This window comes from Ruegeria sp. N4, from assembly GCF_056531425.1.
Map to the genome: position 1 here is coordinate 89,734 of NZ_JBQFLT010000010.1, position 23,805 is coordinate 113,538.

The 23,805-nt window shown below is 60.9% G+C and carries 30 protein-coding genes; 19 read left to right on the plus strand and 11 right to left on the minus strand.

All coding sequences use genetic code 11. The features are described 5' to 3' along the window. Positions 1-20: 20 nt before the first annotated feature. Both ACR0LW_RS15525 and ACR0LW_RS15530 read left to right on the plus strand, forming a co-directional pair. Entirely contained in the window at positions 21-1,208 is a 1,188-nt protein-coding gene (locus tag ACR0LW_RS15525) for a GNAT family N-acetyltransferase (RefSeq protein ID WP_480883179.1), read from the plus strand. Further along, entirely contained in the window at positions 1,205-1,498 is a 294-nt protein-coding gene (locus tag ACR0LW_RS15530) for a 4a-hydroxytetrahydrobiopterin dehydratase (protein WP_170453594.1), read from the plus strand. The genes ACR0LW_RS15525 and ACR0LW_RS15530 overlap by 4 nt, the downstream gene beginning before the upstream one ends. On the opposite strand, the gene ACR0LW_RS15535 is transcribed toward ACR0LW_RS15530, so the two are convergent. The 4 genes from ACR0LW_RS15535 to ACR0LW_RS15550 form a co-directional block, all read right to left on the minus strand. Beyond that, positions 1,495-1,806 (minus strand): hypothetical protein, encoded by a 312-nt coding sequence (locus ACR0LW_RS15535; protein ID WP_480883180.1) that lies wholly within the window; start codon positions 1,804-1,806, stop codon positions 1,495-1,497. The two genes, ACR0LW_RS15530 and ACR0LW_RS15535, sit on opposite strands and share 4 nt — an antisense overlap. A 24-nt stretch (positions 1,807-1,830) precedes the next feature. Then, positions 1,831-2,175 carry an EF-hand domain-containing protein gene (locus tag ACR0LW_RS15540; protein ID WP_480626567.1) on the minus strand — a complete coding sequence of 115 codons (345 nt, stop codon included), beginning with the start codon at positions 2,173-2,175 and terminating at the stop codon, positions 1,831-1,833. A gap of 11 nt (positions 2,176-2,186) precedes the next feature. Then, positions 2,187-2,432, minus strand: coding sequence for a glycine zipper 2TM domain-containing protein (locus ACR0LW_RS15545; RefSeq protein ID WP_170521249.1), 246 nt, complete (start codon positions 2,430-2,432; stop codon positions 2,187-2,189). Between the two features lie 103 nt (positions 2,433-2,535). Further along, positions 2,536-3,021, minus strand: a complete 486-nt coding sequence (locus ACR0LW_RS15550) for a peroxiredoxin family protein (protein ID WP_170453598.1) — start codon at positions 3,019-3,021, stop codon at positions 2,536-2,538. Between the two features lie 100 nt (positions 3,022-3,121). Between ACR0LW_RS15550 and ACR0LW_RS15555 the strand changes: the two genes are divergently transcribed. The 5 genes from ACR0LW_RS15555 (at position 3,122) to ACR0LW_RS15575 (ending at position 6,379) form a co-directional block, all read left to right on the plus strand. Further along, positions 3,122-4,333 carry an FAD-dependent oxidoreductase gene (locus tag ACR0LW_RS15555; protein WP_170521250.1) on the plus strand — a complete coding sequence of 404 codons (1,212 nt, stop codon included), beginning with the start codon at positions 3,122-3,124 and terminating at the stop codon, positions 4,331-4,333. After that, positions 4,330-4,890: a 16S rRNA (guanine(966)-N(2))-methyltransferase RsmD gene (gene rsmD / locus ACR0LW_RS15560; protein WP_170453600.1), complete on the plus strand. Its 561-nt coding sequence runs from the start codon at positions 4,330-4,332 to the stop codon at positions 4,888-4,890. The genes ACR0LW_RS15555 and rsmD overlap by 4 nt, the downstream gene beginning before the upstream one ends. Positions 4,891-5,040: 150 nt before the next feature. Beyond that, positions 5,041-5,388 carry a hypothetical protein gene (locus tag ACR0LW_RS15565; protein ID WP_170521254.1) on the plus strand — a complete coding sequence of 116 codons (348 nt, stop codon included), beginning with the start codon at positions 5,041-5,043 and terminating at the stop codon, positions 5,386-5,388. A gap of 151 nt (positions 5,389-5,539) precedes the next feature. Then, positions 5,540-6,175, plus strand: a complete 636-nt coding sequence (locus ACR0LW_RS15570) for an HAD family hydrolase (RefSeq protein WP_170453602.1) — start codon at positions 5,540-5,542, stop codon at positions 6,173-6,175. 24 nt (positions 6,176-6,199) lie between these two features. Then, positions 6,200-6,379, plus strand: coding sequence for a hypothetical protein (locus ACR0LW_RS15575; RefSeq protein WP_480883181.1), 180 nt, complete (start codon positions 6,200-6,202; stop codon positions 6,377-6,379). Here ACR0LW_RS15575 and map read toward each other — a convergent pair. Continuing rightward, positions 6,367-7,179, minus strand: coding sequence for a type I methionyl aminopeptidase (gene map, locus ACR0LW_RS15580; protein WP_170521256.1), 813 nt, complete (start codon positions 7,177-7,179; stop codon positions 6,367-6,369). The two genes, ACR0LW_RS15575 and map, sit on opposite strands and share 13 nt — an antisense overlap. Positions 7,180-7,301: 122 nt before the next feature. After that, positions 7,302-8,003 (minus strand): DNA/RNA nuclease SfsA, encoded by a 702-nt coding sequence (gene sfsA / locus ACR0LW_RS15585; RefSeq protein ID WP_480883182.1) that lies wholly within the window; start codon positions 8,001-8,003, stop codon positions 7,302-7,304. 49 nt (positions 8,004-8,052) lie between these two features. Between sfsA and ACR0LW_RS15590 the strand changes: the two genes are divergently transcribed. The 4 genes from ACR0LW_RS15590 to ACR0LW_RS15605 are packed head-to-tail and all read left to right on the plus strand — an operon-like array spanning position 8,053 to position 10,967. Beyond that, positions 8,053-8,775, plus strand: a complete 723-nt coding sequence (locus ACR0LW_RS15590) for a competence/damage-inducible protein A (protein ID WP_480883183.1) — start codon at positions 8,053-8,055, stop codon at positions 8,773-8,775. Then, positions 8,772-9,482 (plus strand): GNAT family N-acetyltransferase, encoded by a 711-nt coding sequence (locus ACR0LW_RS15595; RefSeq protein ID WP_480883184.1) that lies wholly within the window; start codon positions 8,772-8,774, stop codon positions 9,480-9,482. Before ACR0LW_RS15590 ends, ACR0LW_RS15595 begins: the two co-directional genes overlap by 4 nt. 28 nt (positions 9,483-9,510) lie before the next feature. Next, the gene (locus tag ACR0LW_RS15600; protein ID WP_480883226.1) at positions 9,511-10,068 is read left to right on the plus strand and encodes a peroxidase-related enzyme; all 558 of its coding nucleotides are present in this window, start codon (positions 9,511-9,513) and stop codon (positions 10,066-10,068) included. After that, positions 10,065-10,967, plus strand: coding sequence for an OmpA family protein (locus ACR0LW_RS15605; protein WP_480883185.1), 903 nt, complete (start codon positions 10,065-10,067; stop codon positions 10,965-10,967). Before ACR0LW_RS15600 ends, ACR0LW_RS15605 begins: the two co-directional genes overlap by 4 nt. Positions 10,968-11,025: 58 nt before the next feature. Here ACR0LW_RS15605 and ACR0LW_RS15610 read toward each other — a convergent pair whose 3' ends face one another. Beyond that, the gene (locus ACR0LW_RS15610; protein WP_170453610.1) at positions 11,026-11,931 is read right to left on the minus strand and encodes a LysR family transcriptional regulator; all 906 of its coding nucleotides are present in this window, start codon (positions 11,929-11,931) and stop codon (positions 11,026-11,028) included. Between the two features lie 226 nt (positions 11,932-12,157). On the opposite strand from ACR0LW_RS15610, the gene ACR0LW_RS15615 reads away from it, so the two are divergent. Together ACR0LW_RS15615 and ACR0LW_RS15620 are read left to right on the plus strand one after the other, a co-directional pair. After that, positions 12,158-12,598 carry a DUF4399 domain-containing protein gene (locus ACR0LW_RS15615; RefSeq protein ID WP_170521267.1) on the plus strand — a complete coding sequence of 147 codons (441 nt, stop codon included), beginning with the start codon at positions 12,158-12,160 and terminating at the stop codon, positions 12,596-12,598. Between the two features lie 69 nt (positions 12,599-12,667). Then, on the plus strand, positions 12,668-13,276 hold the full coding sequence (locus ACR0LW_RS15620) for a LysE family translocator (protein WP_480883186.1): 609 nt from the start codon (positions 12,668-12,670) through the stop codon (positions 13,274-13,276). A 6-nt stretch (positions 13,277-13,282) separates the two neighbouring features. Here the strand turns inward: ACR0LW_RS15620 and ACR0LW_RS15625 are convergent, their stop codons facing one another. Next, positions 13,283-15,310, minus strand: coding sequence for an FAD-dependent oxidoreductase (locus ACR0LW_RS15625; RefSeq protein ID WP_480883187.1), 2,028 nt, complete (start codon positions 15,308-15,310; stop codon positions 13,283-13,285). Positions 15,311-15,447: 137 nt separating this feature from the next. On the opposite strand from ACR0LW_RS15625, the gene ACR0LW_RS15630 reads away from it, so the two are divergent. The 3 genes from ACR0LW_RS15630 to ACR0LW_RS15640 all read left to right on the plus strand — a co-directional run bounded on the left by ACR0LW_RS15630 (position 15,448) and on the right by ACR0LW_RS15640 (position 18,210). Continuing rightward, positions 15,448-15,933, plus strand: coding sequence for an RNA pyrophosphohydrolase (locus tag ACR0LW_RS15630; protein WP_480583776.1), 486 nt, complete (start codon positions 15,448-15,450; stop codon positions 15,931-15,933). Between the two features lie 67 nt (positions 15,934-16,000). Next, the gene (locus ACR0LW_RS15635; RefSeq protein WP_480583779.1) at positions 16,001-17,374 is read left to right on the plus strand and encodes a radical SAM protein; all 1,374 of its coding nucleotides are present in this window, start codon (positions 16,001-16,003) and stop codon (positions 17,372-17,374) included. Then, positions 17,371-18,210, plus strand: a complete 840-nt coding sequence (locus tag ACR0LW_RS15640; RefSeq protein WP_480883188.1) for a DUF547 domain-containing protein — start codon at positions 17,371-17,373, stop codon at positions 18,208-18,210. Before ACR0LW_RS15635 ends, ACR0LW_RS15640 begins: the two co-directional genes overlap by 4 nt. An 8-nt stretch (positions 18,211-18,218) precedes the next feature. Here the strand turns inward: ACR0LW_RS15640 and ACR0LW_RS15645 are convergent, their stop codons facing one another. Beyond that, a complete protein-coding gene (locus tag ACR0LW_RS15645; protein ID WP_170631150.1) occupies positions 18,219-19,208 on the minus strand; it encodes an adenosine kinase in 990 nt (329 codons plus the stop codon). Beyond that, positions 19,205-19,849, minus strand: coding sequence for an endonuclease III (gene nth, locus ACR0LW_RS15650; RefSeq protein WP_170453702.1), 645 nt, complete (start codon positions 19,847-19,849; stop codon positions 19,205-19,207). The genes ACR0LW_RS15645 and nth overlap by 4 nt, the downstream gene beginning before the upstream one ends. A 130-nt stretch (positions 19,850-19,979) precedes the next feature. Here nth and ACR0LW_RS15655 point away from each other — a divergent pair, with 130 nt between their 5' ends. Both ACR0LW_RS15655 and ACR0LW_RS15660 read left to right on the plus strand, forming a co-directional pair. Next, a complete protein-coding gene (locus ACR0LW_RS15655; protein WP_480883189.1) occupies positions 19,980-20,831 on the plus strand; it encodes a methylated-DNA--[protein]-cysteine S-methyltransferase in 852 nt (283 codons plus the stop codon). Positions 20,832-21,008: 177 nt separating this feature from the next. Then, positions 21,009-21,449, plus strand: a complete 441-nt coding sequence (locus ACR0LW_RS15660; protein ID WP_480883190.1) for a glyoxalase superfamily protein — start codon at positions 21,009-21,011, stop codon at positions 21,447-21,449. Positions 21,450-21,497: 48 nt separating this feature from the next. Here ACR0LW_RS15660 and ACR0LW_RS15665 read toward each other — a convergent pair whose 3' ends face one another. Further along, positions 21,498-22,937: an aldehyde dehydrogenase family protein gene (locus tag ACR0LW_RS15665; protein WP_480883191.1), complete on the minus strand. Its 1,440-nt coding sequence runs from the start codon at positions 22,935-22,937 to the stop codon at positions 21,498-21,500. Between the two features lie 211 nt (positions 22,938-23,148). Between ACR0LW_RS15665 and ACR0LW_RS15670 the strand changes: the two genes are divergently transcribed. After that, complete coding sequence (locus ACR0LW_RS15670; RefSeq protein WP_480583794.1) at positions 23,149-23,799, plus strand: peroxiredoxin; 651 nt, start codon at positions 23,149-23,151, stop codon at positions 23,797-23,799. Positions 23,800-23,805: the final 6 nt, after the last annotated feature.

A 23,805-nucleotide genomic window follows, 5' to 3' on the forward strand; every position in this document is an offset into this window, starting at 1 on the left:
AGGTCAGACGCGGAGGGCACATGGATCAGGCGCAAATCGAGGTTCAGGTCGTAGGCACGCTTTCGCAGATTTCTGCGGTCGAGTGGGATGCCTGCGCGTGTCCCGAAGCTGCCGATGGCGGGCGCCCGCTGGAACCGTTCACCACCCATCGGTTTCTGCTGGCGCTGGAAAACAGCGGCTCGGTCGGGCGGGGCACTGGCTGGCAGCCGCAATATCTGACCTGCTATCTGGACGGGATGCTGATTGCGGCGGCACCGATGTATGCCAAGTCGCACAGTCAGGGCGAATATATCTTCGACCATAGCTGGGCACATGCCTATGAAAACGCGGGCGGGCGCTATTACCCGAAACTGCAGATTGCCGTGCCCTTTACCCCCGCAACCGGGCGGCGGTTTCTGGTGCGTCCGGGCTATGAAGCGATTGGCATGTCGGCGCTGGTGCAGGGTGCGGTGCAGTTGGCGGCAGACAATCGGGTCTCATCAATCCACGCGACTTTTTGTACCGAGGATGAGGCGTTGGCGGGCGAACAGATGGGCCTGATGCTGCGCCAATCGCAACAGTTCCACTGGCTGAACGACACATATGCCGATTTCGACGGGTTTCTGAACGCCCTGTCCTCGCGCAAGCGCAGGAATATCCGCAAGGAACGGGCGCAGGCAAACGGGTTTGGCGGTGAGATACGCACGCTGACCGGTGATGATCTGCGGCCCGAGCATTGGGATGCGTTTTGGCGGTTCTATCAGGACACCGGTGCGCGGAAATGGGGCTCACCCTACCTGACGCGGCAATTCTTCGATATCGCTCAGGATACAATGGCCGATGATATGGCTTTGGTGCTGGCCGAACGGGACGGGTATCCCATTGCCGGGGCGTTGAACTTCATCGGGCGCGAGACGCTGTTCGGTCGTTACTGGGGCTGTGTCGAACATCACGCCTGCCTGCATTTCGAACTGTGCTATTATAGGGCCATCGACTTTGCCATCGCTCAGGGCCTGAAGCGGGTCGAGGCGGGCGCGCAGGGGGAACACAAGCTGGCGCGCGGGTATCTTCCGACGCGCACCTACAGCCTGCATTGGGTCGGTGATCCGGGATTTGCCGATGCCGTCAAAAAATATCTGGACGCCGAAGGCCGCGCGGTGGGAGAAGAGATTGAGATTCTGACGGATTACGGCCCGTTCAGAAAATCGAACCCGGAGGAACAGCAATGACCGAGCTTTTGTCGACCGAGACCCGTGGCCCCCTTCTGGACCCGCTGTTCAACAATGGCTGGACCATGGTCGAAGGCCGGGACGCGATCACCAAGACCTTCATATTCGACAATTTTGTTGCCGCTTTTGGCTGGATGACACAGGTGGCGATCTGGGCCGAGAAATGGAATCACCACCCGGAATGGTCCAACGTCTACCGCACGGTCGAGGTGACCCTGTCCACCCATGACGTCGGCGGGTTGTCCGCGCTGGACGCCAAGCTGGCGCGCAAGATGGACAGCCTGATCTAGCCCCGATCCCCGCGCGATCCCATTCCGCCGGCCAATGAGGCGGCAACGCCCATCTGCTGGAACTCGTCCGGGGTGACGGTGCCGTCGCTGACATTGATATTTCCGGGGATGCGGGTTGTGCGGTTGCCCACCTGACGCACGCTGCGTGCGGCCGGATTAATATCAAGGCATTTGGTGTTGTAGCAGGTCAGCCCGCTGAGATTGATCTGAATGCGGGGCTGTCCGTCCGGCCCCGTGACAACAGGGGCTTGCGGTACATCACAGGCCGCAAGTGCAACAAGCGCCCCAAAGGCGATCCATTTGTTCATCCCACGCTCCTGTTCAGAGTTGGCCTAGTCCAGTCGTTCGTTTCCGTCCTGATCGGCAGAGGTGAAATCGCGACCCATCTGCGCGTCGTACTCTGATCTTGAGATAAAGCCGTCGCCGTTGTGGTCAACGTCCCGGATCTGATTGATGTCCAGAAACGGTTTGGCTTCGTCCAGACCCAGCGTGCCGTTCTTGTCCTCGTCCATCGTTTGAAAGGCGTAATCGGAAAAGGCGTTGAACTCGTCCTTGGACAGAAACCCGTCATTGTTGGTGTCAATGTTGTTCAGTTCTTTTTCATGCAACTCGGCCACGGTTTCCGCGCTGGCTGCACCCGCCAGGGCGACAGTCGCGGCAAGAATAAGTGGTTTCATTCTCAATCCCCTCAACATGCGAATCTCTGCCCTTCAAAACCGCCCGCAGCAGCGCCCGCCGCTGTCAGGATTGCCTTGCCAGACCCGCCTCCGAACTGGTTGCCGATTGCGCCGCCGATCAACGCACCGCCCAAGGTTCCGCTGAGGCAGGCAATCTCGTGCTGGCGCGCGGCTTGTTGTTGCGGGGTGGGGGCCGGACCGCAGGCGGCCAAAACGCCTGCGCTGACCGCAATTAGGGAAATAAATCTGAGGCTCATAAATCAACTCCCGTGTTCTATGCGCCAAGTATTTGCGCAACGGGGCGTTGTATCAAGTTAAATTGGGTTCATCTGGCCCCGACCATGCCGGGGCCGTCAGGGTTCAGATCACGTCCAGCAGGCCTTCGCCCGCGGAAACCTCGCACGCGCCGGGGTTGTCTTCCAGATTCAGGGCTGTGACTGTGCCGTCTTCGACCAGCATGGCATAGCGTTTGGACCGTGCGATCAGCCCGGCAGGCGGGGCGTCGAAATCCATCCCGATCGCCTTGGTGAACTCGGACGCTGCGTCGCCCAGCAGGGTCAGGCCCGCCTCGGTCGCGCCGGTGGCTTCGCCCCAGGCTTTCATCACGAAGGGGTCGTTGACGGACACGCAGATGATCTCATCCACGCCCTTGGCGTCGAACTGGTCCTTGGTGCGCATGAAGCTGGGCACATGCGCTGAATGGCATGTCGGTGTGAACGCGCCGGGCACGGCAAAGATCACAACTTTGCGGCCTTTGGTCTTGTCTGAAATCCGCACCTCTTCCGGGCCGTTCGCACCCAGTTGAGTGAGAGTCGCATCTGGTAGCTGGTCACCTGTCGAAATCATTTATAGCACTCCTGTTGATTGGATTTGCAGAGTCGGGTTCAGCCGCAATATAGGTGACCACGTGGATGAGACCACGGGAATTCGACAGGGTGGGAGGAACATGAGCCATATTGTCGTGATCGGTGCCGGGCAGGCCGGGGCATCTTTGGTTGCGCGTCTGCGCAATGATGGGTTTGACGGGGATATCACCCTGATCGGGGCCGAGCCGCATCTGCCCTATCAGCGCCCGCCCTTGTCCAAGGCCTATCTGCTGGGTGAGATGGAGCTGGAGCGCCTGTTCCTGCGGCCCGAAAGCTTCTATGCCGACAACAACATCACCCTGCGTCTTGGCCAGCCTGTGACGGCGATTGATCCGCAGGCCAAAACCGTGACCGTGGGTGATGATGTCATCTCGTATGACGAACTGGCGCTGACCACCGGATCGGACCCGCGTCGCCTGCCCGCTGCCATCGGTGGCGACTTGCAGGGCGTTCATGTGGTGCGCGATCTGGCCCATATCGATGAGATGGAGCCTCGCGTCAGGGACGGCGCGCGTGCCCTGATCGTGGGCGGCGGTTATATCGGGCTTGAGGCCGCAGCCGTCTGCGCCAAGCGCGGTGTGAAAGTGACCTTGGTCGAAATGGCCGACCGCATCCTGCAACGGGTCGCGGCCCCCGAGACCAGCGATTATTTCCGTGCGCTGCATACGGAATACGGCGCCGATATCCGCGAAGGCGTCGGGCTGGATCGTCTGGTCGGTGACAATGGCAAGGTGGTTGGCGCTGTTCTGACCGACGGAACCGAGCTTGAGGTGGATTTTGTTGTGGTGGGCGTTGGTATCGCCCCCTCGACCCAACTGGCCGAGATGGCGGGGCTGGAGCTGGACAACGGGATCAAGACCGATGCCCATGGCCGCACCTCGGACCCGTCGATCTGGGCCGCCGGGGATTGCGCGTCCTTCCCGCATGGCGACACGCGTATCCGTCTGGAAAGCGTGCCCAACGCGATCGATCAGGCCGAGATCGTAGCCCAGAACATGATGGGCGCGGCCAGGGATTATGTGGCAACACCGTGGTTCTGGTCGGATCAATTCGACGTCAAACTGCAGATCGCGGGCCTGAACACCGGCTATGACCGCGTGGTGACCCGGCAGGGCGAAGGCCAGAGTGTGTCCTTCTGGTATTATGACGGAGACCGGTTGATTGCCGTGGACGCGATGAACGATCCGCGCGCCTATATGGTCGCCAAACGGCTGATCGAAATGGGAAAAACCGCCGATCCGGCCATTGTGGCCGACCCGGATGCGAACCTGAAACCGCTGCTCAAGGCGTGAGGATCATTGCCGGAGAATTCCGGGGCCGGGCTTTGGCCTCGGTCGGCAAGGGGGACGCAGGCGCGCATCTGCGTCCCACCACGGACAGGGTGCGCGAGAGCCTGTTCAACGTCCTGACCCATCAGATCGATTTCGACGGCCTGCGCGTGCTGGACCTGTTCGCAGGCACCGGCGCGCTGGGGCTTGAGGCGCTGTCGCGCGGAGCGGCCCATGTCAGCTTTGTCGATGACGGGCGGGTGGCGCAGGGATTGATCCGCAAGAATATCGACCTGACCCGCAGCACGGACCGTACCGATCTGATCCGCCGCGATGCAACGCGGCTGGGCGACAACCCGGATGCCCCTTACGATCTGATCTTTCTGGACCCGCCATACGGCAAGGGCATGGGTCAAAAGGCCCTCGCCAGGGCGGTCGAGGGCAATTGGATCGCCCCGGACGCGCTGATCGTGTGGGAGGAAAACGCCCCCATGGCCGCGCCGGACGGGTTCGATCTGCACAGCGCCCGCAAGTATGGCGACACGCATATCTCGCTGATGTGGCGCAGCCCGGAAAACTGACGCTGATCCGCAGCAAGGCTGGATTCACATTCCCGTGATCGACCCTGCCGAATGGTTAATGCCCTATTTTGCGGAGGTTGGGGACACATTTTGGGCCAGAATCGCCGGTAGCCGAAATTGAGTTTAGCAACCCGGACAGTGAGTACCTGAATGTTTTCCAAGACCCTTCCAGCCCTGCTGATCGGCTGTGCCGCCGCCTCGGCCAGTGTGGCCGAAACCCAGATCGACATGGATGATTTCTTCGTCAACTGCATCTCAGACGTCAACAGCGAGGGTGTGACGCTGGTGCGTTCGGGTGGATCCGACAAGGGCTACATCATGACAACTGACGTGCAGGGCGAGGCGGATATTTACCCCGGCCTGGACAGCATGACATTCCTGCTGATGCAGGAGACCGGAGTGATCACCTTTGTCGTCGATTATCACAGCATGGAATATGACATGATGGTCAAAGGGGCGGGGCAGCAATTTGACAGGGGCACATGCTCGGCATCCTGAACGGGTTGTGACCGGTTCGGTGCACTTGACCCAACACTCTGACAAGGCGGACTGTTTCAGATTGAAACGGCGCGCGCGGATTGCTGCTGAGCGTGGATTTGCGCAGGGGCCTGCACTGGGTTAAGCCGGGCGCAAAATCCGCGGAGGCTTCATGCACGATCTGGTCATCTTCGATTGCGACGGCGTTCTGGTCGATAGCGAGCCGCTGTCCAATAAGGTTCTGGTGGACAATCTGGGCCGGTACGGCCTGGACCTGACACTGGAAGACAGCGTCGGGTTTTTCCTCGGTGGGACAATGGCTGGCGTGCGGGACAAGGCGCGTGCGTTGGGGGCCGATTTGCCGGATGACTGGATCAATGAGGTCTATGCGGAAACCTACGAGCGTTTGCGTCAGGGCGTGGCATTGATGCCCGGTATCCGGGACCTGTTGGATTGGCTTGATCATCACGGCATCCCGTTCTGCGTGGCCTCGAACGGCAGCCCGGACAAAATGGCGATCACGCTGGGCCAGAACGGGCTTTGGGACCGGTTTCAGGGTGCCATGTTCTCGGCCCACCAACTGGGAACCGCAAAACCGGACCCCGAGATGTTTCTGCTGGCCGCGCAGCATTTTGGCGCATCCGCCCCGGTTGTAATCGAAGACAGCCATAACGGCGTCACAGCCGCGATGCGCGCGGGCATGCGATGTCTTGGCTTTGCGCCCGAAGGGGGTGGTGCCAAACTGGCAGAGATTGGCGCAGAGGTCTTCACCGACATGGCCGAAGTGCCGCGCCTTTTGGGAATTTGACCCTTCCGTGCTAGTGTCTTGGTCATGGACCGCGCACTGAAACCACCGATTTGGTCATTCTCACAAGAGGCTGAGGCCACACCGGCCCCCGAGCGCAAGCCAATGCGCGCGCCGGTTTTCATCAATGACGCACTGACGCCATGGGGTCACGAAACCCTGCTGCTGAAACTGATGCGCGACCAGGCCGCCGATCAGGAAGAATAGGTCGGGTGGAATTTGCCGCCCGGTGACAGGGTAAAGATCTCGACCCCATCCGCCGTTACACCCACCGAATGCTCGAACTGCGCCGACAGCGACTTGTCGCGGGTCACGGCGGTCCAGTCATCGGCCAGCGTTTTGGTCTCGGGGCGGCCCAGATTGACCATCGGCTCGATGGTGAAGAACATACCCTCTTCCAACACGGCCCCGGTGCCCGGGCGGCCATAGTGCAGGACGTTGGGCGGGGCGTGGAACACCCGGCCCAGCCCGTGACCGCAGAAATCGCGAACAACGCTCATCCGGTGCGCTTCGACATAAGCCTGAATCGCATGACCGATATCGCCGAAAGTGTTGCCCGGCTTGACCATCTCGATGCCCTTGAACAAGGCGTCATGGGTGACCTGGATCAGACGTTCAGCCTTGCGTGGCAGCTTGCCCGCAACATACATGCGCGAGGTATCACCGAACCAGCCGTCAACGATGACGGTCACGTCGATGTTCAGGATGTCACCATCCTTGAGCTTTTTCTCACCCGGAATGCCGTGACAAACCACGTGATTCACGCTGATACAGCTTGCGTGCTGATAGCCCTTGTAGCCGATGGTCGCCGAGGTCGCGCCCGCATCTTCGACCATTTGGGTAATCAGCCCATCAATCGCGCCGGTCGTCTGACCGGGAAACACATGCTGGGCAATATCGTCGAGTATCCGCGCAGCCAAGGCCCCTGCCGCATGCATGCCGGCAAAGTCACCCTGTTCATAGATGCGGATACCGTCTTTTGTCAGACGGCCACGATGGTCTTTCATCGACGCTAAGCTCCAAATGTTTCGCGCAGCCCCTTACTTACGCTGCTTGCGCAGAAAGTTCCAGAGGGTGCGGCTTTAACTCAGTAGATAGGGTCGAAAGAAGAAAGTTCTAACATTGTGTATTAGCTGATCTGCCAGCGTCGGTCCGGGTCGACCCAAACTCCGTCGGGTGTAATGCGAGAGCCGACAATCAGGCGTTCAACACCTGCGGCTGCCTCAAACGCCGACGCGTATGCCGGGTCGATATCGGCGGCCAGCGTGAAGCGGTCGCAATCGGTGCGTTGCACCAGATACAGCATGATTGCCCGGTGACCCCGCGCGGCCATGGCCGCAAGTTCACCAAGATGCTTGGTGCCGCGCGCGGTTACGCTGTCGGGGAACTCGGCCAGACCGGGTTGGCGGGACAGGGTGACGCTTTTGACCTCGACATAGGCATCGGGCAGGCCCGGTGCGCTTAGCAGAAAGTCGATGCGGCTGTTTTCGCCGTATTTTACCTCGGCGCGGACGGTTTCATAGGCGGCCAGTTCGGGGATTTCACGCGCCTTTAGCGCTGCGCGCAGGGCCTTGTTCGGGACCGATGTATCGACCCCGGTGAAATGCCCGTTTTCGTGATCGACCAGCCGCCAGCCATATTTCAGCTTTTTCTTCGGATCGTCATTGGGCTCCAGCCAGATTTTCTGCCCGGGTTCGGCCAGCCCCATCATCGAACCGGGATTGGCGCAATGGGCTGTAACCTCGCGCCCGTCCTCCAGCGTGCAATCGGCCAGAAAGCGTTTGTAGCGGCGGATCAGGCGGGCGGGGACAAGAGGGGTTTCAAATCGCATGCCCCACGGCCTATACCTGCCCCAGGGGTCGATCAAGAGGAAGAGCGCCATGGCCAATCCAACCGCCGCAATGCTGGTGATCGGGGATGAGATTCTCTCGGGCCGGACCCGCGACGCGAATATGCACTATCTCGCCGGAGAGTTGACCAAACAGGGCATCGACCTGAAAGAGGTTCGTATTGTCAGCGATGATGCGCCTGAGATCGAAGGGGTCGCAAAGGCACTGTCCGACCGGTACGATCATGTGTTCACCAGCGGCGGCATTGGTCCGACCCATGACGACATTACCGCCGATTGCATCGCGCGGGCCTTTGGAGCGCATATCGACATTCGCGATGACGCACGGGCGCTGTTGCAGGCGCATTACGACAAATCGGGCCTTGAACTGAACGAGGCCCGCCTGCGCATGGCGCGCATCCCGGACGGGGCGGTTTTGATCGACAACCCGGTCTCGACCGCGCCGGGCTTTACCATCGAAAACGTGCATGTGATGGCTGGGGTGCCGTCGGTGTTTCAGGCCATGGTGGCCAGCGTTTTGCCCAAACTGACCGGCGGCAGCCCCCTGTTGTCGCAGACCCTGCGGGTGGATCGGGGCGAGGGCGATATCGCAGCGACCCTCTCCGCGCTGGCCGAAGCCTATGATGACCTGACCATCGGGTGCTACCCGTTCCAGATCAACGGTGTCTTCGGCGCAAATGTCGTCATTCGCGGTACCGAGGGCACCCGGATCGACGCCGCCATGACCCAATTGGCGAAAGAGCTGGAGTTGTGAGCGTCAACTGGGCCGACATTGTCGACGGCACCTGGCCCGCGGCCCGCTATGAACAGCTTGGCCCGTTTCAATTGCGCGAAGGGCAGGGCGGTGGCTCGCGGGTGTCGGCGGCCAATGCGCTTGGCCCTGTCAACGACACGGATATTGAAGCAGCCGAACAGGCGATGCTGGCGATGGGGCAAAAGCGCATCTTTTGCCTGCGTCCGGGGGACGAGGCGCTTGACGCGCAGCTTGCCGCACGGGGGTACGAGGTGCTGGATCCGGTCAACATCTATTCCTGTCCGGTATCCCGGCTGACCGACCAGCCGATCCCGCGTGTCATGGTGTTCACCGTATGGGAGCCGCTTGCGATCATGCGGGATCTTTGGGCAACCGGGGGCATCGGGCCGGAACGCATCGCCGTGATGGAGCGTGCCAAGGGCCCCAAGATCGGCCTGCTGCTGCGCCATCACGATCAGCCCTGCGGGGTTGCCTTTGTTGCGATACATGAAGGTGTTGCCATGCTTCATGCGCTGGAGATTCTGCCCGATCACCGCCGTCAGGGCATGGGCCAGTGGGCGGTGCGGGGTGCCGCGATCTGGGCGCGCGACCAGGGTGCCGAAACCTTCAGCGTGATCTGCACCAAGGTGAACGACGGGGCAAATGGCCTGTACCAAGCGCTCGGGATGGAGATCGCGGGCGAATACCATTACCGTCAGCTTATCTAACACAGAGGTTTTCGTGACACATCAAGACATGCCCACCGCGCTGGACCTGCCCATGGTCGACCCGCTGCCGCCCGAGACGCAGAAATACTTTGATATCTGCGTCGAGAAACTGGGCATGGTGCCAAATGTGCTGAAGGCTTATGCCTTTGACATCGACAAGCTGAACGCCTTTACCACCATGTATAACGACCTGATGCTGGCAGATAGCGGGTTGTCAAAGCTGGAACGCGAGATGATTGCGGTGGTCGTCTCATCCATCAACAAGTGCTTCTATTGCCTTGTGGCCCACGGGGCTGCCGTGCGGCAGTTGTCAGGCGACCCAAAGCTGGGTGAGATGCTGGTGATGAATTACCGCGTCGCGCCGCTGGACGACCGCCAACGCGCCATGCTGGATTTCGCTACCCGGATGACCAAAGCCAGTACCGAGATTGAAGAAGCCGACCGCCAGCGCCTGCGTGATGTCGGGTTCTCTGACCGGGATATCTGGGACATTGCCAATGTGACCGGGTTCTTCAACATGTCCAATCGCGTGGCCAGCGCCACGGCGATGGTTCCAAACCCCGAGTATCACGCACAGTACAGATGATCCGAACGCTAAGCCTTTTGACCGTGATCCTGGCCAGCCCGCTGGTTGCGCAGGAACTGACGCTGCCGCAGTCCGCACAGCAGATCAGTCAGCGGATTTCTCCGCTGGACAGCTATGATCTGCCAACCGGGCCATTCGCAGATGGTGCGGTTCCGGCCCGAACGGTCGAGGGGCAGGTCGAAAGGGTCACATGGCGGTTGCAGGCCGGGTCCAGCACGACGCTGCAATTGCTTGCCCCGTTGCGCGACCAGATCGAAGCGCAGGGGTATGACATTCTGTTCGAATGCGAGGCCCGCATTTGCGGCGGCTTCGATTTTCGGTTCGGGACCGAAGTGGTGCCGACGCCGGATATGTATGTCGCCATTCAGGACTATCGGTTTCTGTCCGCGCAGAAGGGATCCGAGGTGCTGAGCCTGCTGGTCAGCCGGAATCCGCCGGATGGCTATGTGCAGATGATCCGGGTAACTCCGGTTGATGCGCCGGCGCCGGCACCCGTCGTGATCGATCAGAGTGTGGATGGGGCCGGGGGTTTGCTGGCTGAATTCCAGCAAACCGGTCATGTCATTCTGGACGACCTGCACTTTCGCACCGGCGAGGTTGCGCTGGGCGAAGGCCCCTTTGCCTCGCTCGCGTTGCTGGCCGGGTTTCTGGCGGATAAGCCGGACACGCGGCTGGCGCTTGTGGGGCATACCGACGATACCGGCGCCTTGCAGGCCAATATCGCGGTCAGCAAACGCCGGGCCGAGGCCGTTCGAACCCGTCTGATCGAGGCGCATGGCGTGGCCGCCGACCGGATCGAGGCGCAGGGCGTTGGCTATCTGGCCCCGATCACTTCAAACGCCACGGCTGAGGGCCGCGATATCAATCGCCGGGTCGAGGCAGTGTTGCTGGTCAACTGACGCATAAAAAAAGACCCGCACCAAAAAAGCGCGGGCCGCTAAAGTTCACCGGGAGAATTTACCAATCCATCGGGCCCTTTTCGTTGAAGGACTCGACCAGAAAATCAATGAAAGCCCGCACTTTCGGCTGCGTGAAACGCCCGGGCGGGTAGACGGCGTAAACGCCCTGCACCTCATCCGGCAGCGACGGCATCGCGTCCAGCACCTGGCCGGATTTCAACGCATCCGCGTACAGATAGCTGGGCAGATAAGCGATCCCGAGGCCCGAGATCGCAGCATTCAGCAGGGATTGCCCGTCATTGACGCTGAGCCAACCGGCGGTGCGCACCTGACGCTTTTCGCCCGATGGCGCGGTCAGTTTCCAGACATTGCCCGAAGACTGGCTGGAATAATGCAGCAACTTGTGTTCGTTCAGGTCGTCGATCTTCTGCGGACGTCCGAATTTCTCGATATAGCTGGGGGCCGCAACCATGCGTTTGACGGTTTCCGTGAGTTTGCGCGCGCGCAGGGTGCTGTCTTCCAGCTCACCAATGCGCACGGCCACGTCAAACCCTTCGGAAATCAACTCAACATAGCGGTTGTTCAGCACCATGTTGACGGTGATATCCGGGTAAGCGGACAGGAACTCGGACAGAACGGGGGACAGGTGATTGACCCCGAAATCCGTCGCGACGCTGATCCGCAACAGGCCTGACGGGGCCGATTGCATCGAGGTAACCAGTGCATCCGCCTCGCCCGCGTCATTCAGAACGCGGCGCGCGCGGTCGTAATAGGCCAATCCGATTTCAGTTGGGGACACCCGGCGCGTTGTGCGGTTCAGCAGCCGCGCACCCAGACGGGCCTCAAGGCTCGAGACGTGCTTGGACACGGCCGATTTGGAGATGCCCATCTTCTTGGCCGCATCGGTGAAGCCACCCTGGTCCACCACGTTGGCGAAGGCTTCCATTTCGGTCAATCGATCCATACTCGTTCCCCAGGTCTTACGTTCGACGTCAGTTTTGACGCTCAATCTGGGCGGAAACGGGGCAGACATGGGATAATATCAGGGTTTTGAATCGGATCGTTTGCAGTTCAGAAACGTTGAAACAATGGTTTCCGATCCAATAACACCCCGGTCAAACGGTGATTTCTGGACATTTTTTCATTTGTGCTATGCTGAGAATGGCATTTTTGTGTCCTGGGAGGATATCATGAAATCACTATTTGCCATTGTCGCGTTTTGTCTGTCCGCTGGTCTGGCGCTGGCCCAAGCGCAGACCCCATCCAGCCCCGACGCCAAGGTCTATTTTGTGAACCTTGCGGATGGGGACACGGTTCAATCGCCGGTGACGGTGGTCTTTGGTCTGAGCGGTATGGGTGTCGCGCCAGCCGGGACCGAGGCCGAGAATACCGGCCATCACCATCTGCTGATCAACCGCCCGCCGATTGGTGAAGGCGAAGACGGTGCGGATGAGCTGGCCTATGGCCTGCCCGCTGACGACAATCATATGCATTTTGGCGGCGGCCAGACCGAGGTGACTCTGGACCTGCCCGCAGGCCAGCACACTCTGCAATTGGTGCTGGGCGATGCGGGCCACGTGCCGCATAACCCGCCGATTGTGTCCGAGGTAATTACGATTACGGTCGAGTAGACGCCCAGATACGCCTGTTTACTTTCACGCTGATGTACGGAACTCTCCGGCGTGTGATCGGAGGGTTCCATGTCGCTTGAGTTTCTCCTTACATCCCTGATCGTCGTGCTGTTGCCGGGAACAGGTGTGATCTACACGCTGGCCATAGGGCTTGGCCGGGGGTTTCGCGCCAGCGTTGCGGCGGCGGCAGGCTGCACACTTGGGATCGTGCCCGCCGCTGTGGCCAGCATTATCGGGCTGGCCGCGCTGCTGCACACCAGTGCGCTGGCGTTTCTGGTGCTCAAATACCTTGGTGTGCTTTATCTGTTCTATATGGCCTGGGGCATCGTCCGCGAGGGCGGAGCGATGGAAGTGAGTGCCGAGAAATCGACCACAGGCTACATTAAGATCGCGACGACCGGCACGCTGATCAACGTGCTGAACCCAAAGCTCTCGCTGTTCTTTCTTGCGTTCCTGCCGCAATTCCTGCCCACGGACACGGCGCATGCGGGTCTGGCGCTGGTGCAACTGGCGCTTGCCTTCATGGCGATGACCTTTGTTGTTTTCATCGCTTACGGGGCCTGCGCGGCGCTGGCGCGGGGTTACATCATTCATCGCCCATCTGTGATGGCCTGGATCAAACGCTGCTTTGCAACGGCCTTTGGCGCGCTTGGGGTGAAGCTTGCGCTGTCTGACTGACCGGGCCTAAAGCCCGGCCGCCAGACGTGTGCCCTGATTGATCGCGCGTTTGGCGTCCAGTTCCGCCGCGACATCTGCGCCGCCGATCACGTGCGGAGTGATGCCGCGTTCGATCAGCGCGTCTGCCAGACTGCGCTCGGGCACCTGACCGGCACACAGCACGATGTTGTCGGCTGCGATCAAGGTCGGGTCCGCGCGCTCTTCGCCAAAGCTGACATGCAGGCCGTCTTCGTCAATGCGTTCGTAATTCACGCCGCCGACGAAATTGACATCTTTCATCTTCAGCGTCGCGCGGTGAATCCAGCCGGTTGTCTTGCCCAGGCCCTTGCCATGCGCCTGTTTCTTGCGCTGCAAAAGGGTGACCTGACGGGCGGGGGCCGCAGGCTGAGGGCCTTCGGGCGCAAGGCCCGCGCGGTGGTCTTCCGGGTCTGTCACGCCCCATTCCTTCATCCAAAGCGGCAGATCGGTGGTGGCGCTATGGCCGTCTTCAAGCAGAAACTCTGAGACGTCGAAGCCGATGCCGCCCGCGCCGACAACGGCGACGGATTTGCCAACCTCGGCCTTGCCGCGCAGCACGTCGATATAGCTGAGGACATTGTCCCCATCCTGTCCCGGAATCTGCGGATCACGCGGAGTGACGCCGGTTGCGATGACCACCTCGTCAAAGCCGGTCAGGTCGTCGGCACCAACCTCGCAATTCAGTTCCACGTTCACGCCCAGATCGTCCATCATGGTGCGGTACCAGTCGACGAGGCCCCAGAACTCCTCTTTCCCCGGCACTTGTTTGGCCATGTTCAACTGCCCGCCGATCTCGGACGCGCGGTCGAACAGGGTCACGTCATGGCCGCGCTGGGCAGCGGTCATTGCGGTGGACAGGCCAGCCGGACCTGCGCCGACGATGGCGACCTTTTTCACGGTATCAGCCGCAGCAATCACCAGTTCGGTTTCGTTACAGGCGCGCGGGTTGACCAGACAGGTGGTCAGCTTGCCGCTGAACGTGTGGTCCAGACAGGCCTGATTACAGGCGATGCATGGCGCGATCTGCGCGGACTGACCGGCAATGGCCTTGTTGACGAAATCTGCATCCGCCAGCATCGGCCGCGCCAGCGAGACCATATCAGCGCAGCCGGTCGACAGGACTTCTTCCGCCACTTCCGGCGTGTTGATCCGGTTCGAGGTGATAACTGGGATCGACACCTTGCCCATCAGCTTTTTCGTCACCCAGGCAAAGGCCGCGCGGGGAACGCTGGTGGCAATGGTCGGAATCCGCGCCTCGTGCCAGCCGATACCGGTATTCAGGATCGTCGCGCCCGCTTTCTCGATCTCTTGCGCCAGTTGCACCACCTCGTCATGGGTCGAGCCATTGGGGACCAAATCGATCATCGACAGGCGGTAGATGATGATGAAATCGGTGCCGACGGCCTTGCGCGTGCGGCGCACGACCTCAATAGGCAGGCGCATCCTGTTCTCATAGGATCCGCCCCAGCGGTCGGTGCGCTTGTTGGTGTGGGTCACAAGGAACTGGTTCAGGAAATAGCCCTCGGACCCCATGATCTCGACCCCGTCATAGCCTGCCTTCTGGGCCAGGACGGCGGCATTCACGATGTCGCTGATCTGTTTCTCGATACCCTCTTCGTCCAGCTCATGCGGCGGGAAGGGCGAGATTGGGGATTTCACCGGGCTGGGGGCCACGCATTTCGGACCATAGGCATAGCGGCCCGCGTGCAGGATCTGCATGGCGATCTTGCCGCCTGCCTGATGCACACGTTCGGTCACGATGGAATGGTTTGCCACCTCTTTGTCGTTGGTCATCATCGACGCGCCGGGCAAAACCGAGCCTTCCAGATTCGGACCAATGCCACCCGTCACCATCAGCGCCACGCCACCCCGCGCCCGGTCGGCGTAAAACTCGGCCACCCGGTTCCAGTCGCCGGTTTCCTCAAGCCCGGTGTGCATCGAGCCCATCAGCACGCGGTTTTTCAGCGTGGTAAAGCCCAGATCCAGCGGGGCCAGCATGTTTGGGTACGCAGTCATGGTGAAACTCTCCCTCCCGTCTCCGCGTTTTAAATTGACGTGCACGTCAACTTTGTCACGCGAAACCTAACGTCACCCCCTATGCTACCGTGGCGGCGCTTGTTAGAGGTGGGCAAAACAACCCTGCGAGGCCGTGCATGACCCCTGATCAGATCGCCAAACTGCCCTATCGCCCCTGCGTTGGTCTGATGCTGATAAATGCCAAAGGTCAGATCTTTGTCGGTCAGCGCAATGACCGCCACAAGGACGCCTGGCAGATGCCGCAGGGGGGTGTGGACAAGGGCGAAGACCCCCGCGACGCGGCGCTGCGCGAGCTGTGGGAAGAAACCGGCGTCACCGCCGATCTGGTCGAGGTTGTGGGCGAAACCGACGGCTGGCTGCCCTATGACTTGCCGCATGACATCGTTCCGAAAATCTGGAAAGGCCGCTATCGCGGGCAAGAGCAGAAATGGTTCCTGCTGCGCTTCACGGGCCGCGACGATCAAATCAACATCGAAACCGAACACCCTGAGTTCACCAAGTGGAAATGGCAGGACCCGGATCGGCTGATTGAAGAAATCGTGCCTTTCAAGCGTGACGTCTATGAACAGGTGGTGGCTGCGTTTTCCGATCACCTGGGTTGATCACCGCCCCGCACGTTGACGTGAGGGGGCGTAGTCGCGTCCTGAGACCCCCTTTAGCTTGGGGTCCATGAAGGACACCTTACCCGAACCGATCACAGCCAAACCCGCCGGACGCCGATTTGAAGGCCCAGACCGACGCACGCCCTTGCGCGACGGTTTGAAAGGATGCGGTGAGTTTGGGGCCACTCAAACAGCAGGCCGGTTCTATCCGATGGCCTGCGTTGCGCTAGAAGTGACGCAGCGCTGCAATCTGGACTGCACGCTGTGTTACCTCTCGGACCGGGCCGAGATGACCTATGATCCGCCGCTGTCGGTCCTGTTTGCGCGGATCGCGACGATCCACAGCCACTATGGCCGGGGTGCATCGGTACAACTGACCGGCGGCGACCCGACCCTGCGCAAACTTGAAGATCTTGAGGCGCTGTGCCGCGAGATCAAGCGGTTGGGCATGCGGTCCTGCCTGATGACAAACGGCATCCGCGCCAGCCGGGCGTTTCTGACCCGTCTGGCGGCGGCCGGTCTGGATGATGTGGCGTTCCATGTCGATATGACTCAGGACCGCAACGGGTTCGGATCAGAGGCTGAGCTGAACACTGTGCGCGAAAAATACATTGCCCGCGCCCGTGGCTTGGGTGTGCGGGTCCTGTTCAACACAACGGTGTTTGGCGGCAACTTTGGCGATCTGCCCGATCTGGCGCGGTTCTTCCGGGACCAGCCCGAGGTTGCCTTTGTCTCGTTCCAGATGCAGGCCGATACAGGGCGCGGCGTGCTGCGCGCCCGCCCGGATGCGATCACGCAGGACAGTGTCATGCGTGCGATCGAGCGTGGATATGGCACGACGCTGGATTTTGATGCGGCTTCCGTCGGTCATTCTGCCTGCAACCGCTACGCCAGCGTCCTGACCGCCGGGGGGCGAGCGGTCTCCTTGCTGTCGAACGCCAAGCTGGTGCAGCAGGTGATCGCCGCGTTGGAACGGTTGGACACGGGGCGCGAGGCCCATCTTGTGATCCGGTCCACGGTCCGTCGGTTGGTGCTGCGGCATCCGGTTTTGGCGATGCGGTCGGTGGCGCATTTGGTGGCCTCGGTCGCCCGACTTGGCCCGGGCTTGCTCCGCGGTCGGGTGCGGCGGCAGGCGGTGTTCATCCACAACTTCATGGCGGCAGATGCGTTAGAGGCGGATCGCTGCGCCTCATGCGTGTTCATGGTGGCGACCGGGAACGGACCCTTGTCCATGTGCGTCCACAATGCCCAGCGCGATCAGCATCTGGCCGCCCCGGATCGGATCGACAGCCCGATGGGAACCTATTGGTGGAACGCGGCGATGCGAGGGTTGTCGTCGCGGCCGGAAATTCCTGCGCTGGGCGACCCGACCCATGCGCCGCTGAAACGATTGAAAGGGCAGATGCGTCTGACCCGCCGGGACCGAAAGGATGCCTCGTGAAAAAGCTGCTGATCGTCTTGCTGCTGCCTTTGCTGGCGGCCTGCGCCAGTGTCGAACGGCTGGCCCTGCCACCTGCCGAGGCCTTGCCGGGCAATGCCCTGACCCGCAGTGCCCCGCCGCCGGGGCAGCGCGTGGATCACAGCGACTGGAGCGCGTTCCTGTCCCGCTATGTCGCGCCCGATGCGCAGGGGGTGAACCGCGTGGCCTATGCCAGCGTCACCGAGTCTGATCGTGATCGTTTGGAGGGGTATCTGGGGCAACTGCAATCCGTTGACCCGGCACGCCTGACACGCGATCAGCAACTGGCCTACTGGATCAACCTCTATAACGCGCTGACCGTGGATGTGGTCCTTGAGGCTTATCCGGTCGACTCGATCCGCGACATCACCGACGGGCCGCTGTCCTTTGGCCCATGGGATCGCCCCCTGGCCAGTGTTGCAGGGCAAAGTTTGACGCTGAACGATATCGAACACCGGATCATCCGCCCCGGATTTGATGAGCTGCGCATCCATTACGCGCTGAACTGCGCCGCCGTGGGCTGCCCGAACCTGATGGATCGGGCGTGGGAGGCCAGAACCCTGGAACAGGACCTCGCCGCAGCCGAGCGGGCCTATATCAACGACCCGCGCGGCGTGCGTTTTGATGATCGCGAAGGGCTGATCGTGTCCAAGATCTTTATCTGGTTCCGCGAAGATTTCGGAGCGAATGAGCAGGACGTGCTGACCTATGTCCAGACCGCAGCCGCCCCTGAATTGCGCGCCAGATTGCAAGAAGTCCGGCGCGTTAAGGCGTATAGATACGACTGGGCGCTAAACGACGCTGCGGCGGGGTCATAAAGGCGCGGCTATAGCAACCCCTCGCTGCGCAGCAGGTCCTGCATGTTGGCCTCGGGACGCGGACCGATATGGCTGATCACTTCGCGGGCGCAGACATTGCCGATGCGGGCGCAGGTCTCGTAATCGCGACCCGTGGCCATGCCAAACAGGAAGCCTGCGGCGAACTGATCTCCGGCCCCGGTTGCATCCACCGGCACCACCTTTTCGACCGGCACATCGACGCGCTGGCCATCATGCAGAACAGTCACGCCATCGCCGGACCGGGTGCACACGACCAGAGGGCAGATACCGGCGGTTTTTGCCAGCGCCTCTTCCAGATCATCGGTTTCGAACAGCGATTTGATTTCGGCCTCATTGCCGATCACAAAATCCAGTTCGTTCTCGATCAGCAGCAGGAAATCGACGCGATGCCGTTCGACGCAGAACGGATCGGAAATCGCGATCCCGGCCTTGCCGCCACCCTTATGGCAGGTGCGCGCGGCCTCAAGGAATGCCGCCTTGCCTTTTTCCTTGTCGAACAGGTAGCCCTCAAGGAACATGATCTGGCTGTTATTGGCCACATCGGCCGAGACATCCTCGGACGACAGTTCCGACGAAATCCCCAGATAGGTGTTCATCGACCGCTCGCCATCGGGCGAAACAAAGATCATCGAACGCGAGGTCGGTAGCTCTCCGCCTGGGACCGGCGGGTTCACGAAATCGACGCCGTCTTCGTTCATCGCATCCGCATAGAACCGACCCAAGGCGTCATCATGCACCCGTCCGATAAAGGCCGCGTCCAGACCCAGCGCCCCGGCACCGGCAATCGTATTGGCGACCGAGCCGCCCGGCGTCTGCACCCGGCCTTCCATCGAGGCATACAGCACCTCGCCACGCTCCTGCTCGATCAGTTGCATGATGCCTTTTTCGATGCCCATCAGTTCCAGGAAACTGTCATCGGCCTGGGAAATCACGTCCACAACGGCATTTCCGATGCCGGTCAGTTGGTAGGTCTTCATAGGGTTTTGTCCTCGAATTGACAGAGATCACGGATGATGCAGGTCGGGCATTGCGGCTTGCGCGCCTTGCAATGGTACCGGCCATGCAGGATCAGCCAGTGATGCGCATGGAGTTGGAAGTCGGCAGGAATGTTGTCTTCGATGGCGCGCTCGACCGCGTCCACATCCTTGCCGGGGCAGATACCCGTGCGGTTGCCGACGCGGAAGATATGCGTATCCACCGCCTGCGCCGGTTGCCGCCACCACATGTTCAGCACCACATTGGCGGTCTTGCGCCCGACACCGGGCAGGGATTGCAACGCGGCGCGGGAATTGGGAACTTCGCCGCCATAATCGTCGACCAGAATACGGCTCAGCTTGATGACATTCTTGGCCTTCTGGCGGAACAGGCCGATGGTCTTGATATGCTGGGTCAGACCTTCTTCGCCCAGATCCAGCATCTTTTGCGGCGTGTCGGCGATTTTGAACAATTCGCGCGTGGCCTTGTTGACGCCTGCATCGGTCGCCTGCGCCGACAGCGCCACGGCGACGACCAGAGTGTAGACGTTCACATGCTCCAACTCGCCCTTGGGTTCGGGGTCGGCTGCCTGAAAACGCGTAAAGATCTCGCGGATCGTGTGGTAATCGAGTTGCTTTGCCATCCGCGCCTTAATGCCGCCCGCAAGGCCATGACACAACCCCTTGGTTCTGGCCCAAAGCCAATGCGCAAGTTCCGGGTCGCAGGGGCGTGACCCGCGCGCTATGGTTTTGGCATCAGATGAGGTGACTGCCATGAACGTCCAGACCCCGGAAAGCGGATACCACTACAACGTCATGCGCCGCGCGATCGAGCTGATCGATCAGGGCGGCGAGGGCCTCAGTCTTGAGGAACTGGCGCAGCAGATGGATATGAGCCCGGCCCATTTCCAGCGACTGTTCTCGCGCTGGACCGGCGTATCACCGAAACGCTACCAGCAATACCTGACGCTGGGCCATGCCAAAGCGCTGCTGCGCGAGCGGTTCACGACGCTGGAAACCGCCCATAACGTGGGCCTGTCCGGCAGTGGCCGCTTGCATGATCTGTTTCTGAAATGGGAGTCCATGAGCCCCGGCGAATACGCCCGCAAAGGCGCAGGTCTGACGATCTATTGGGGCTGGTTCGAAAGCCCCTTTGGCCCCGCGCTGGTGATGGGCACCGACAAGGGCATCTGCGGCATGGCCTTCGGGGCCGAGACCGGCGAGGAAGAGGCGATGGAGGATATGCTGTCGCGCTGGCCCTTCGCCGAGTTCGTCGAGGACCCGATGCACCTGCGGCCCTGGGTGCTGAGCGCCTTCGGGTCTGTCAGCGACCGTTTGCAGCCGACGCCTTTGTACCTGATCGGCTCACCCCTGCAGATCAAGGTGTGGGAGGCGCTGATGCACATCCCCTCGGGCCAAGTCACCACCTATTCCGAGATCGCGCAGCGGGTGGGCTCGCCACAGGCCGTTCGTGCAGTCGGAACGGCGGTCGGGCGCAACCCGGTCAGTTGGCTGATCCCCTGCCACCGGGCGCTGCGCAAATCGGGCGGGCTTGGCGGCTATCACTGGGGCCTGCCCGTCAAACGCGCGATGCTGGCCTATGAAGCCGCGCAGGCGGATGCCTGATTGACAGAACGTCCCGGCGCTGTCATATGGCGCGCCAGGTACGGGTCCCCTGCCGTTCGCGGCCTTTGGCTTTGGTGAAACCCGGTTGAATGCATATCTGTTGCCCTTTCCTGGCGCACGGATGGCAATGCGAACACCGTCCTGATTTCGCGCCCCTATAAGGAAGCGAGGCAAGACATGACTATTGATCAAGACATCGCTCCGGTTTCGGAGCTGAAGGCGCAGGCAAAGCGACTGCGCGAGAGGCTGCGCAGCGCGGATGTGATCCTGTCGCATAGCGAGGCCCTAGAGCTGGTGGCCCATCAACAAGGGGCCAAAGACTGGAACACGCTGCGTGCGATGGCTGGCAACCGGCTGCATCTCAGGGTCGGTGACCGGGTCAAAGGACGCTATCTGGGTCAGCCGTTCAATGCGGTCATTCGCGGTTTGACGATGCTGGGTGATGGCGGGCACCGCCGTGTGACGCTGCAATTCGACGCGCCCGTGGACGTGGTGCGGTTTGACAGCTTCTCGGCCTTCCGGCAGCGCGTGACCGGCGAGATCGGTTGGGACGGGCGGTCTACCCGTGATACATCGGACGGAGAGCCGCAGCTTGTCGTCCAACCAGCCTGGAAATAAAGCGAGGCACCCTGGGGTGCCTCACATTTTGATCGTAGAAAACAGGCGTTACTCGGCGGCCCAGCCACCGACGGCTTTGACTTCCAGAAAATCCTCAAGCCCCCAAATGCCGCCTTCGCGCCCGTTGCCGGATTGCTTCATGCCCCCGAACGGAGACCCCGCGCTGCGCGATTTGCCGTTCATCTCGACCATCCCCGAGCGCAATGCCCGCGCCATGCGATTGGCGCGCTCGCCATCCTGTGTCTGGACATAGTTGGTCAGGCCATATGGCGTGTCATTGGCGATCTCGATTGCCTCTTCCTCGGTGTCGAAGGGGATCATGGTCAGGACGGGGCCAAAGATTTCCTCGCGCGCGATGGTCATCTGGTTATTGGCATCGGCAAAGACCGTGGGTCGCACGTAGTAGCCCTTGTTCAGACCCTCAGGCCGTCCGGTGCCGCCTGCGACCAGACGCGCGCCTTCGTCGATGCCTTTCTGGATCAGGTCCTGAATTTTGCTCCACTGCACCTCGTTCACCACAGGGCCGATATGGCGGCCTTCCTCGGCAGCGGGGCCAACCTTGACCATGTTGGCCACCTCGGCGGCGGTTTCGACGGCCTGATCGTAGATCGGGCGCTGGACCAGCATCCGGCTGGGGGCGTTACAGCTTTGGCCGGTGTTGTTCATCATATGCAAGACACCGCGCTTCACCGCATTTGCATCCGCATCGGCAAAGACCACATTCGCGCCTTTGCCGCCCAGTTCCAGATGTACCTTTTTCAATGTGTCCGCAGCCGCCTTGGAAATTGCGGTTCCCGCACGGGTCGAGCCGGTAAAGCTGATCATGTCCACATCCGGATGGCTGGACAATTGCGAACCGACGCCAACCCCGTCGCCATTCACCAGATTGAACACGCCGGGCGGGAAGCCGGCGGCATCCATCAGTTCGGCAAAGATCATCGCGTTCAGCGGGCTCTGCTCGGACGGTTTCAGAACCATCGTGCATCCGGCAATCGCGGCGGCCCCGACCTTGAGCGTGATCTGGTTCATCGGCCAGTTCCACGGCGTGATCAGACCGGCAACGCCGACGGCCTCGTGGATGATGCGGTCATTAGGGGCGTGATCGCCCAGCGGGTGTTCGAAGGGAAAGGCCCTGGCCGCACGGATGAAAGTGTTCAGATGGTACATGCCCGCCCCAGCCTGAGCCGCCCGCGCCAAATCGATCGGGGCTCCCATTTCCAGCGACATAGCCTGTGCCAGATCCTCGTTGCGGGTCTGGTAGATCCCGGCCAGTTTCTCGACCAGTGCAATCCGCTCGGCAACCGGGGTGGCCATCCAGCCGGGCAGGGCCGCCCTGGCGGCAGCAACGGCGGCATCGGTATCAGCCTGCCCGCCCAGTGAGATCACTGCGCAGGGCTCTTCGGTCGATGGGTTGATGACGTCGAAGTCATTGGGCGCGGATGGGGTAACCCATTGGCCGTTGATGTAGAATTCACGCTTTTCGATCATGGCTCTCCCTCCTGATCAGACGGCATTGGGGCCGGTTTCGGGGCACTCTGGCACTGGCGGCATAGCGGGGCAAGAGGGTGTTTTGATCAAATCTCTTACCGCTTGCAGCGGGAATGGCGTATCCTTGCGCGGGCCAATGGTTTAACTCTGACGCAGAGTGTTTAGGTTTACGGCAACCGACTCGGGTTTTTCACAGGAAAGGAGATGCACCATGGGTTTGCGCATCAATGACACGGTTCCCAATTTCACCGCAGAAACGGATCAGGGCACCGTTCAGTTTCACGACTGGATCGGTGACAGCTGGGCGATCCTGTTCTCGCACCCGAAAGACTTCACCCCGGTTTGCACCACCGAATTTTCGGCTGTGGCCCAGTTGAATAACGAATGGGCGGCCCGCAACACCAAGGTGATCGGCGTATCGGTCGATGGCGTGGAAGATCACAAGAAGTGGAAGAAAGACATCGAGGCTTATGGGAACGCCAATCCCGGTTTTCCGATCATCGCCGATGATGGGTTGGCCGTGTCCAAAGCGTTTGACATGCTGCCTGCCGAAGCCTACCTGCCCGACGGGCGCACCCCCGCCGACAGCGCCACCGTGCGGTCGGTCTTTATCATTGGGCCGGACAAGCAGTTGAAACTGTCGATGACCTATCCGATGACCGTGGGCCGGAACTTTGCCGAGATCCTGCGCGCGCTGGACGGGTTGCAGATGTCCGCCAAAGGTGTTGCGACGCCTGCGAACTGGGTGCCGGGCGAGGATGTGATCATTCCACCTGCCGTGTCGAATGAAGATGCCAAAGAGAAATTTGGCGAGTTCGAGACGATCTTTCCTTATCTGCGTAAGACCAAGGCGCCGTCTTAAGACGGA

Excerpts from the sequence above, each read along its gene's own strand:
- ACR0LW_RS15525 (WP_480883179.1), top strand. The coding sequence starts at position 21 with ATGGATCAGGCGCAAATCGAGGTTCAGGTCGTAGGCACGCTTTCGCAG.
- ACR0LW_RS15610 (WP_170453610.1), bottom strand. The coding sequence starts at position 11,931 with ATGGATCGATTGACCGAAATGGAAGCCTTCGCCAACGTGGTGGACCAG.
- ACR0LW_RS15600 (WP_480883226.1), top strand. The coding sequence starts at position 9,511 with ATGCCCACCGCGCTGGACCTGCCCATGGTCGACCCGCTGCCGCCCGAG.
- ACR0LW_RS15590 (WP_480883183.1), top strand. The coding sequence starts at position 8,053 with ATGGCCAATCCAACCGCCGCAATGCTGGTGATCGGGGATGAGATTCTC.
- ACR0LW_RS15630 (WP_480583776.1), top strand. The coding sequence starts at position 15,448 with ATGACCCCTGATCAGATCGCCAAACTGCCCTATCGCCCCTGCGTTGGT.
- ACR0LW_RS15655 (WP_480883189.1), top strand. The coding sequence starts at position 19,980 with ATGAACGTCCAGACCCCGGAAAGCGGATACCACTACAACGTCATGCGC.
- ACR0LW_RS15575 (WP_480883181.1), top strand. The coding sequence starts at position 6,200 with ATGGACCGCGCACTGAAACCACCGATTTGGTCATTCTCACAAGAGGCT.
- ACR0LW_RS15620 (WP_480883186.1), top strand. The coding sequence starts at position 12,668 with ATGTCGCTTGAGTTTCTCCTTACATCCCTGATCGTCGTGCTGTTGCCG.
- ACR0LW_RS15540 (WP_480626567.1), bottom strand. The coding sequence starts at position 2,175 with ATGAAACCACTTATTCTTGCCGCGACTGTCGCCCTGGCGGGTGCAGCC.
- ACR0LW_RS15570 (WP_170453602.1), top strand. The coding sequence starts at position 5,540 with ATGCACGATCTGGTCATCTTCGATTGCGACGGCGTTCTGGTCGATAGC.
- ACR0LW_RS15660 (WP_480883190.1), top strand. The coding sequence starts at position 21,009 with ATGACTATTGATCAAGACATCGCTCCGGTTTCGGAGCTGAAGGCGCAG.
- ACR0LW_RS15645 (WP_170631150.1), bottom strand. The coding sequence starts at position 19,208 with ATGAAGACCTACCAACTGACCGGCATCGGAAATGCCGTTGTGGACGTG.
- ACR0LW_RS15530 (WP_170453594.1), top strand. The coding sequence starts at position 1,205 with ATGACCGAGCTTTTGTCGACCGAGACCCGTGGCCCCCTTCTGGACCCG.
- ACR0LW_RS15535 (WP_480883180.1), bottom strand. The coding sequence starts at position 1,806 with ATGAACAAATGGATCGCCTTTGGGGCGCTTGTTGCACTTGCGGCCTGT.
- sfsA (WP_480883182.1), bottom strand. The coding sequence starts at position 8,003 with ATGCGATTTGAAACCCCTCTTGTCCCCGCCCGCCTGATCCGCCGCTAC.
- ACR0LW_RS15545 (WP_170521249.1), bottom strand. The coding sequence starts at position 2,432 with ATGAGCCTCAGATTTATTTCCCTAATTGCGGTCAGCGCAGGCGTTTTG.
- map (WP_170521256.1), bottom strand. The coding sequence starts at position 7,179 with ATGAAAGACCATCGTGGCCGTCTGACAAAAGACGGTATCCGCATCTAT.
- ACR0LW_RS15555 (WP_170521250.1), top strand. The coding sequence starts at position 3,122 with ATGAGCCATATTGTCGTGATCGGTGCCGGGCAGGCCGGGGCATCTTTG.
- ACR0LW_RS15565 (WP_170521254.1), top strand. The coding sequence starts at position 5,041 with ATGTTTTCCAAGACCCTTCCAGCCCTGCTGATCGGCTGTGCCGCCGCC.
- ACR0LW_RS15615 (WP_170521267.1), top strand. The coding sequence starts at position 12,158 with ATGAAATCACTATTTGCCATTGTCGCGTTTTGTCTGTCCGCTGGTCTG.
- ACR0LW_RS15635 (WP_480583779.1), top strand. The coding sequence starts at position 16,001 with ATGAAGGACACCTTACCCGAACCGATCACAGCCAAACCCGCCGGACGC.
- nth (WP_170453702.1), bottom strand. The coding sequence starts at position 19,849 with ATGGCAAAGCAACTCGATTACCACACGATCCGCGAGATCTTTACGCGT.
- ACR0LW_RS15670 (WP_480583794.1), top strand. The coding sequence starts at position 23,149 with ATGGGTTTGCGCATCAATGACACGGTTCCCAATTTCACCGCAGAAACG.
- ACR0LW_RS15605 (WP_480883185.1), top strand. The coding sequence starts at position 10,065 with ATGATCCGAACGCTAAGCCTTTTGACCGTGATCCTGGCCAGCCCGCTG.
- ACR0LW_RS15665 (WP_480883191.1), bottom strand. The coding sequence starts at position 22,937 with ATGATCGAAAAGCGTGAATTCTACATCAACGGCCAATGGGTTACCCCA.
- ACR0LW_RS15550 (WP_170453598.1), bottom strand. The coding sequence starts at position 3,021 with ATGATTTCGACAGGTGACCAGCTACCAGATGCGACTCTCACTCAACTG.
- ACR0LW_RS15625 (WP_480883187.1), bottom strand. The coding sequence starts at position 15,310 with ATGACTGCGTACCCAAACATGCTGGCCCCGCTGGATCTGGGCTTTACC.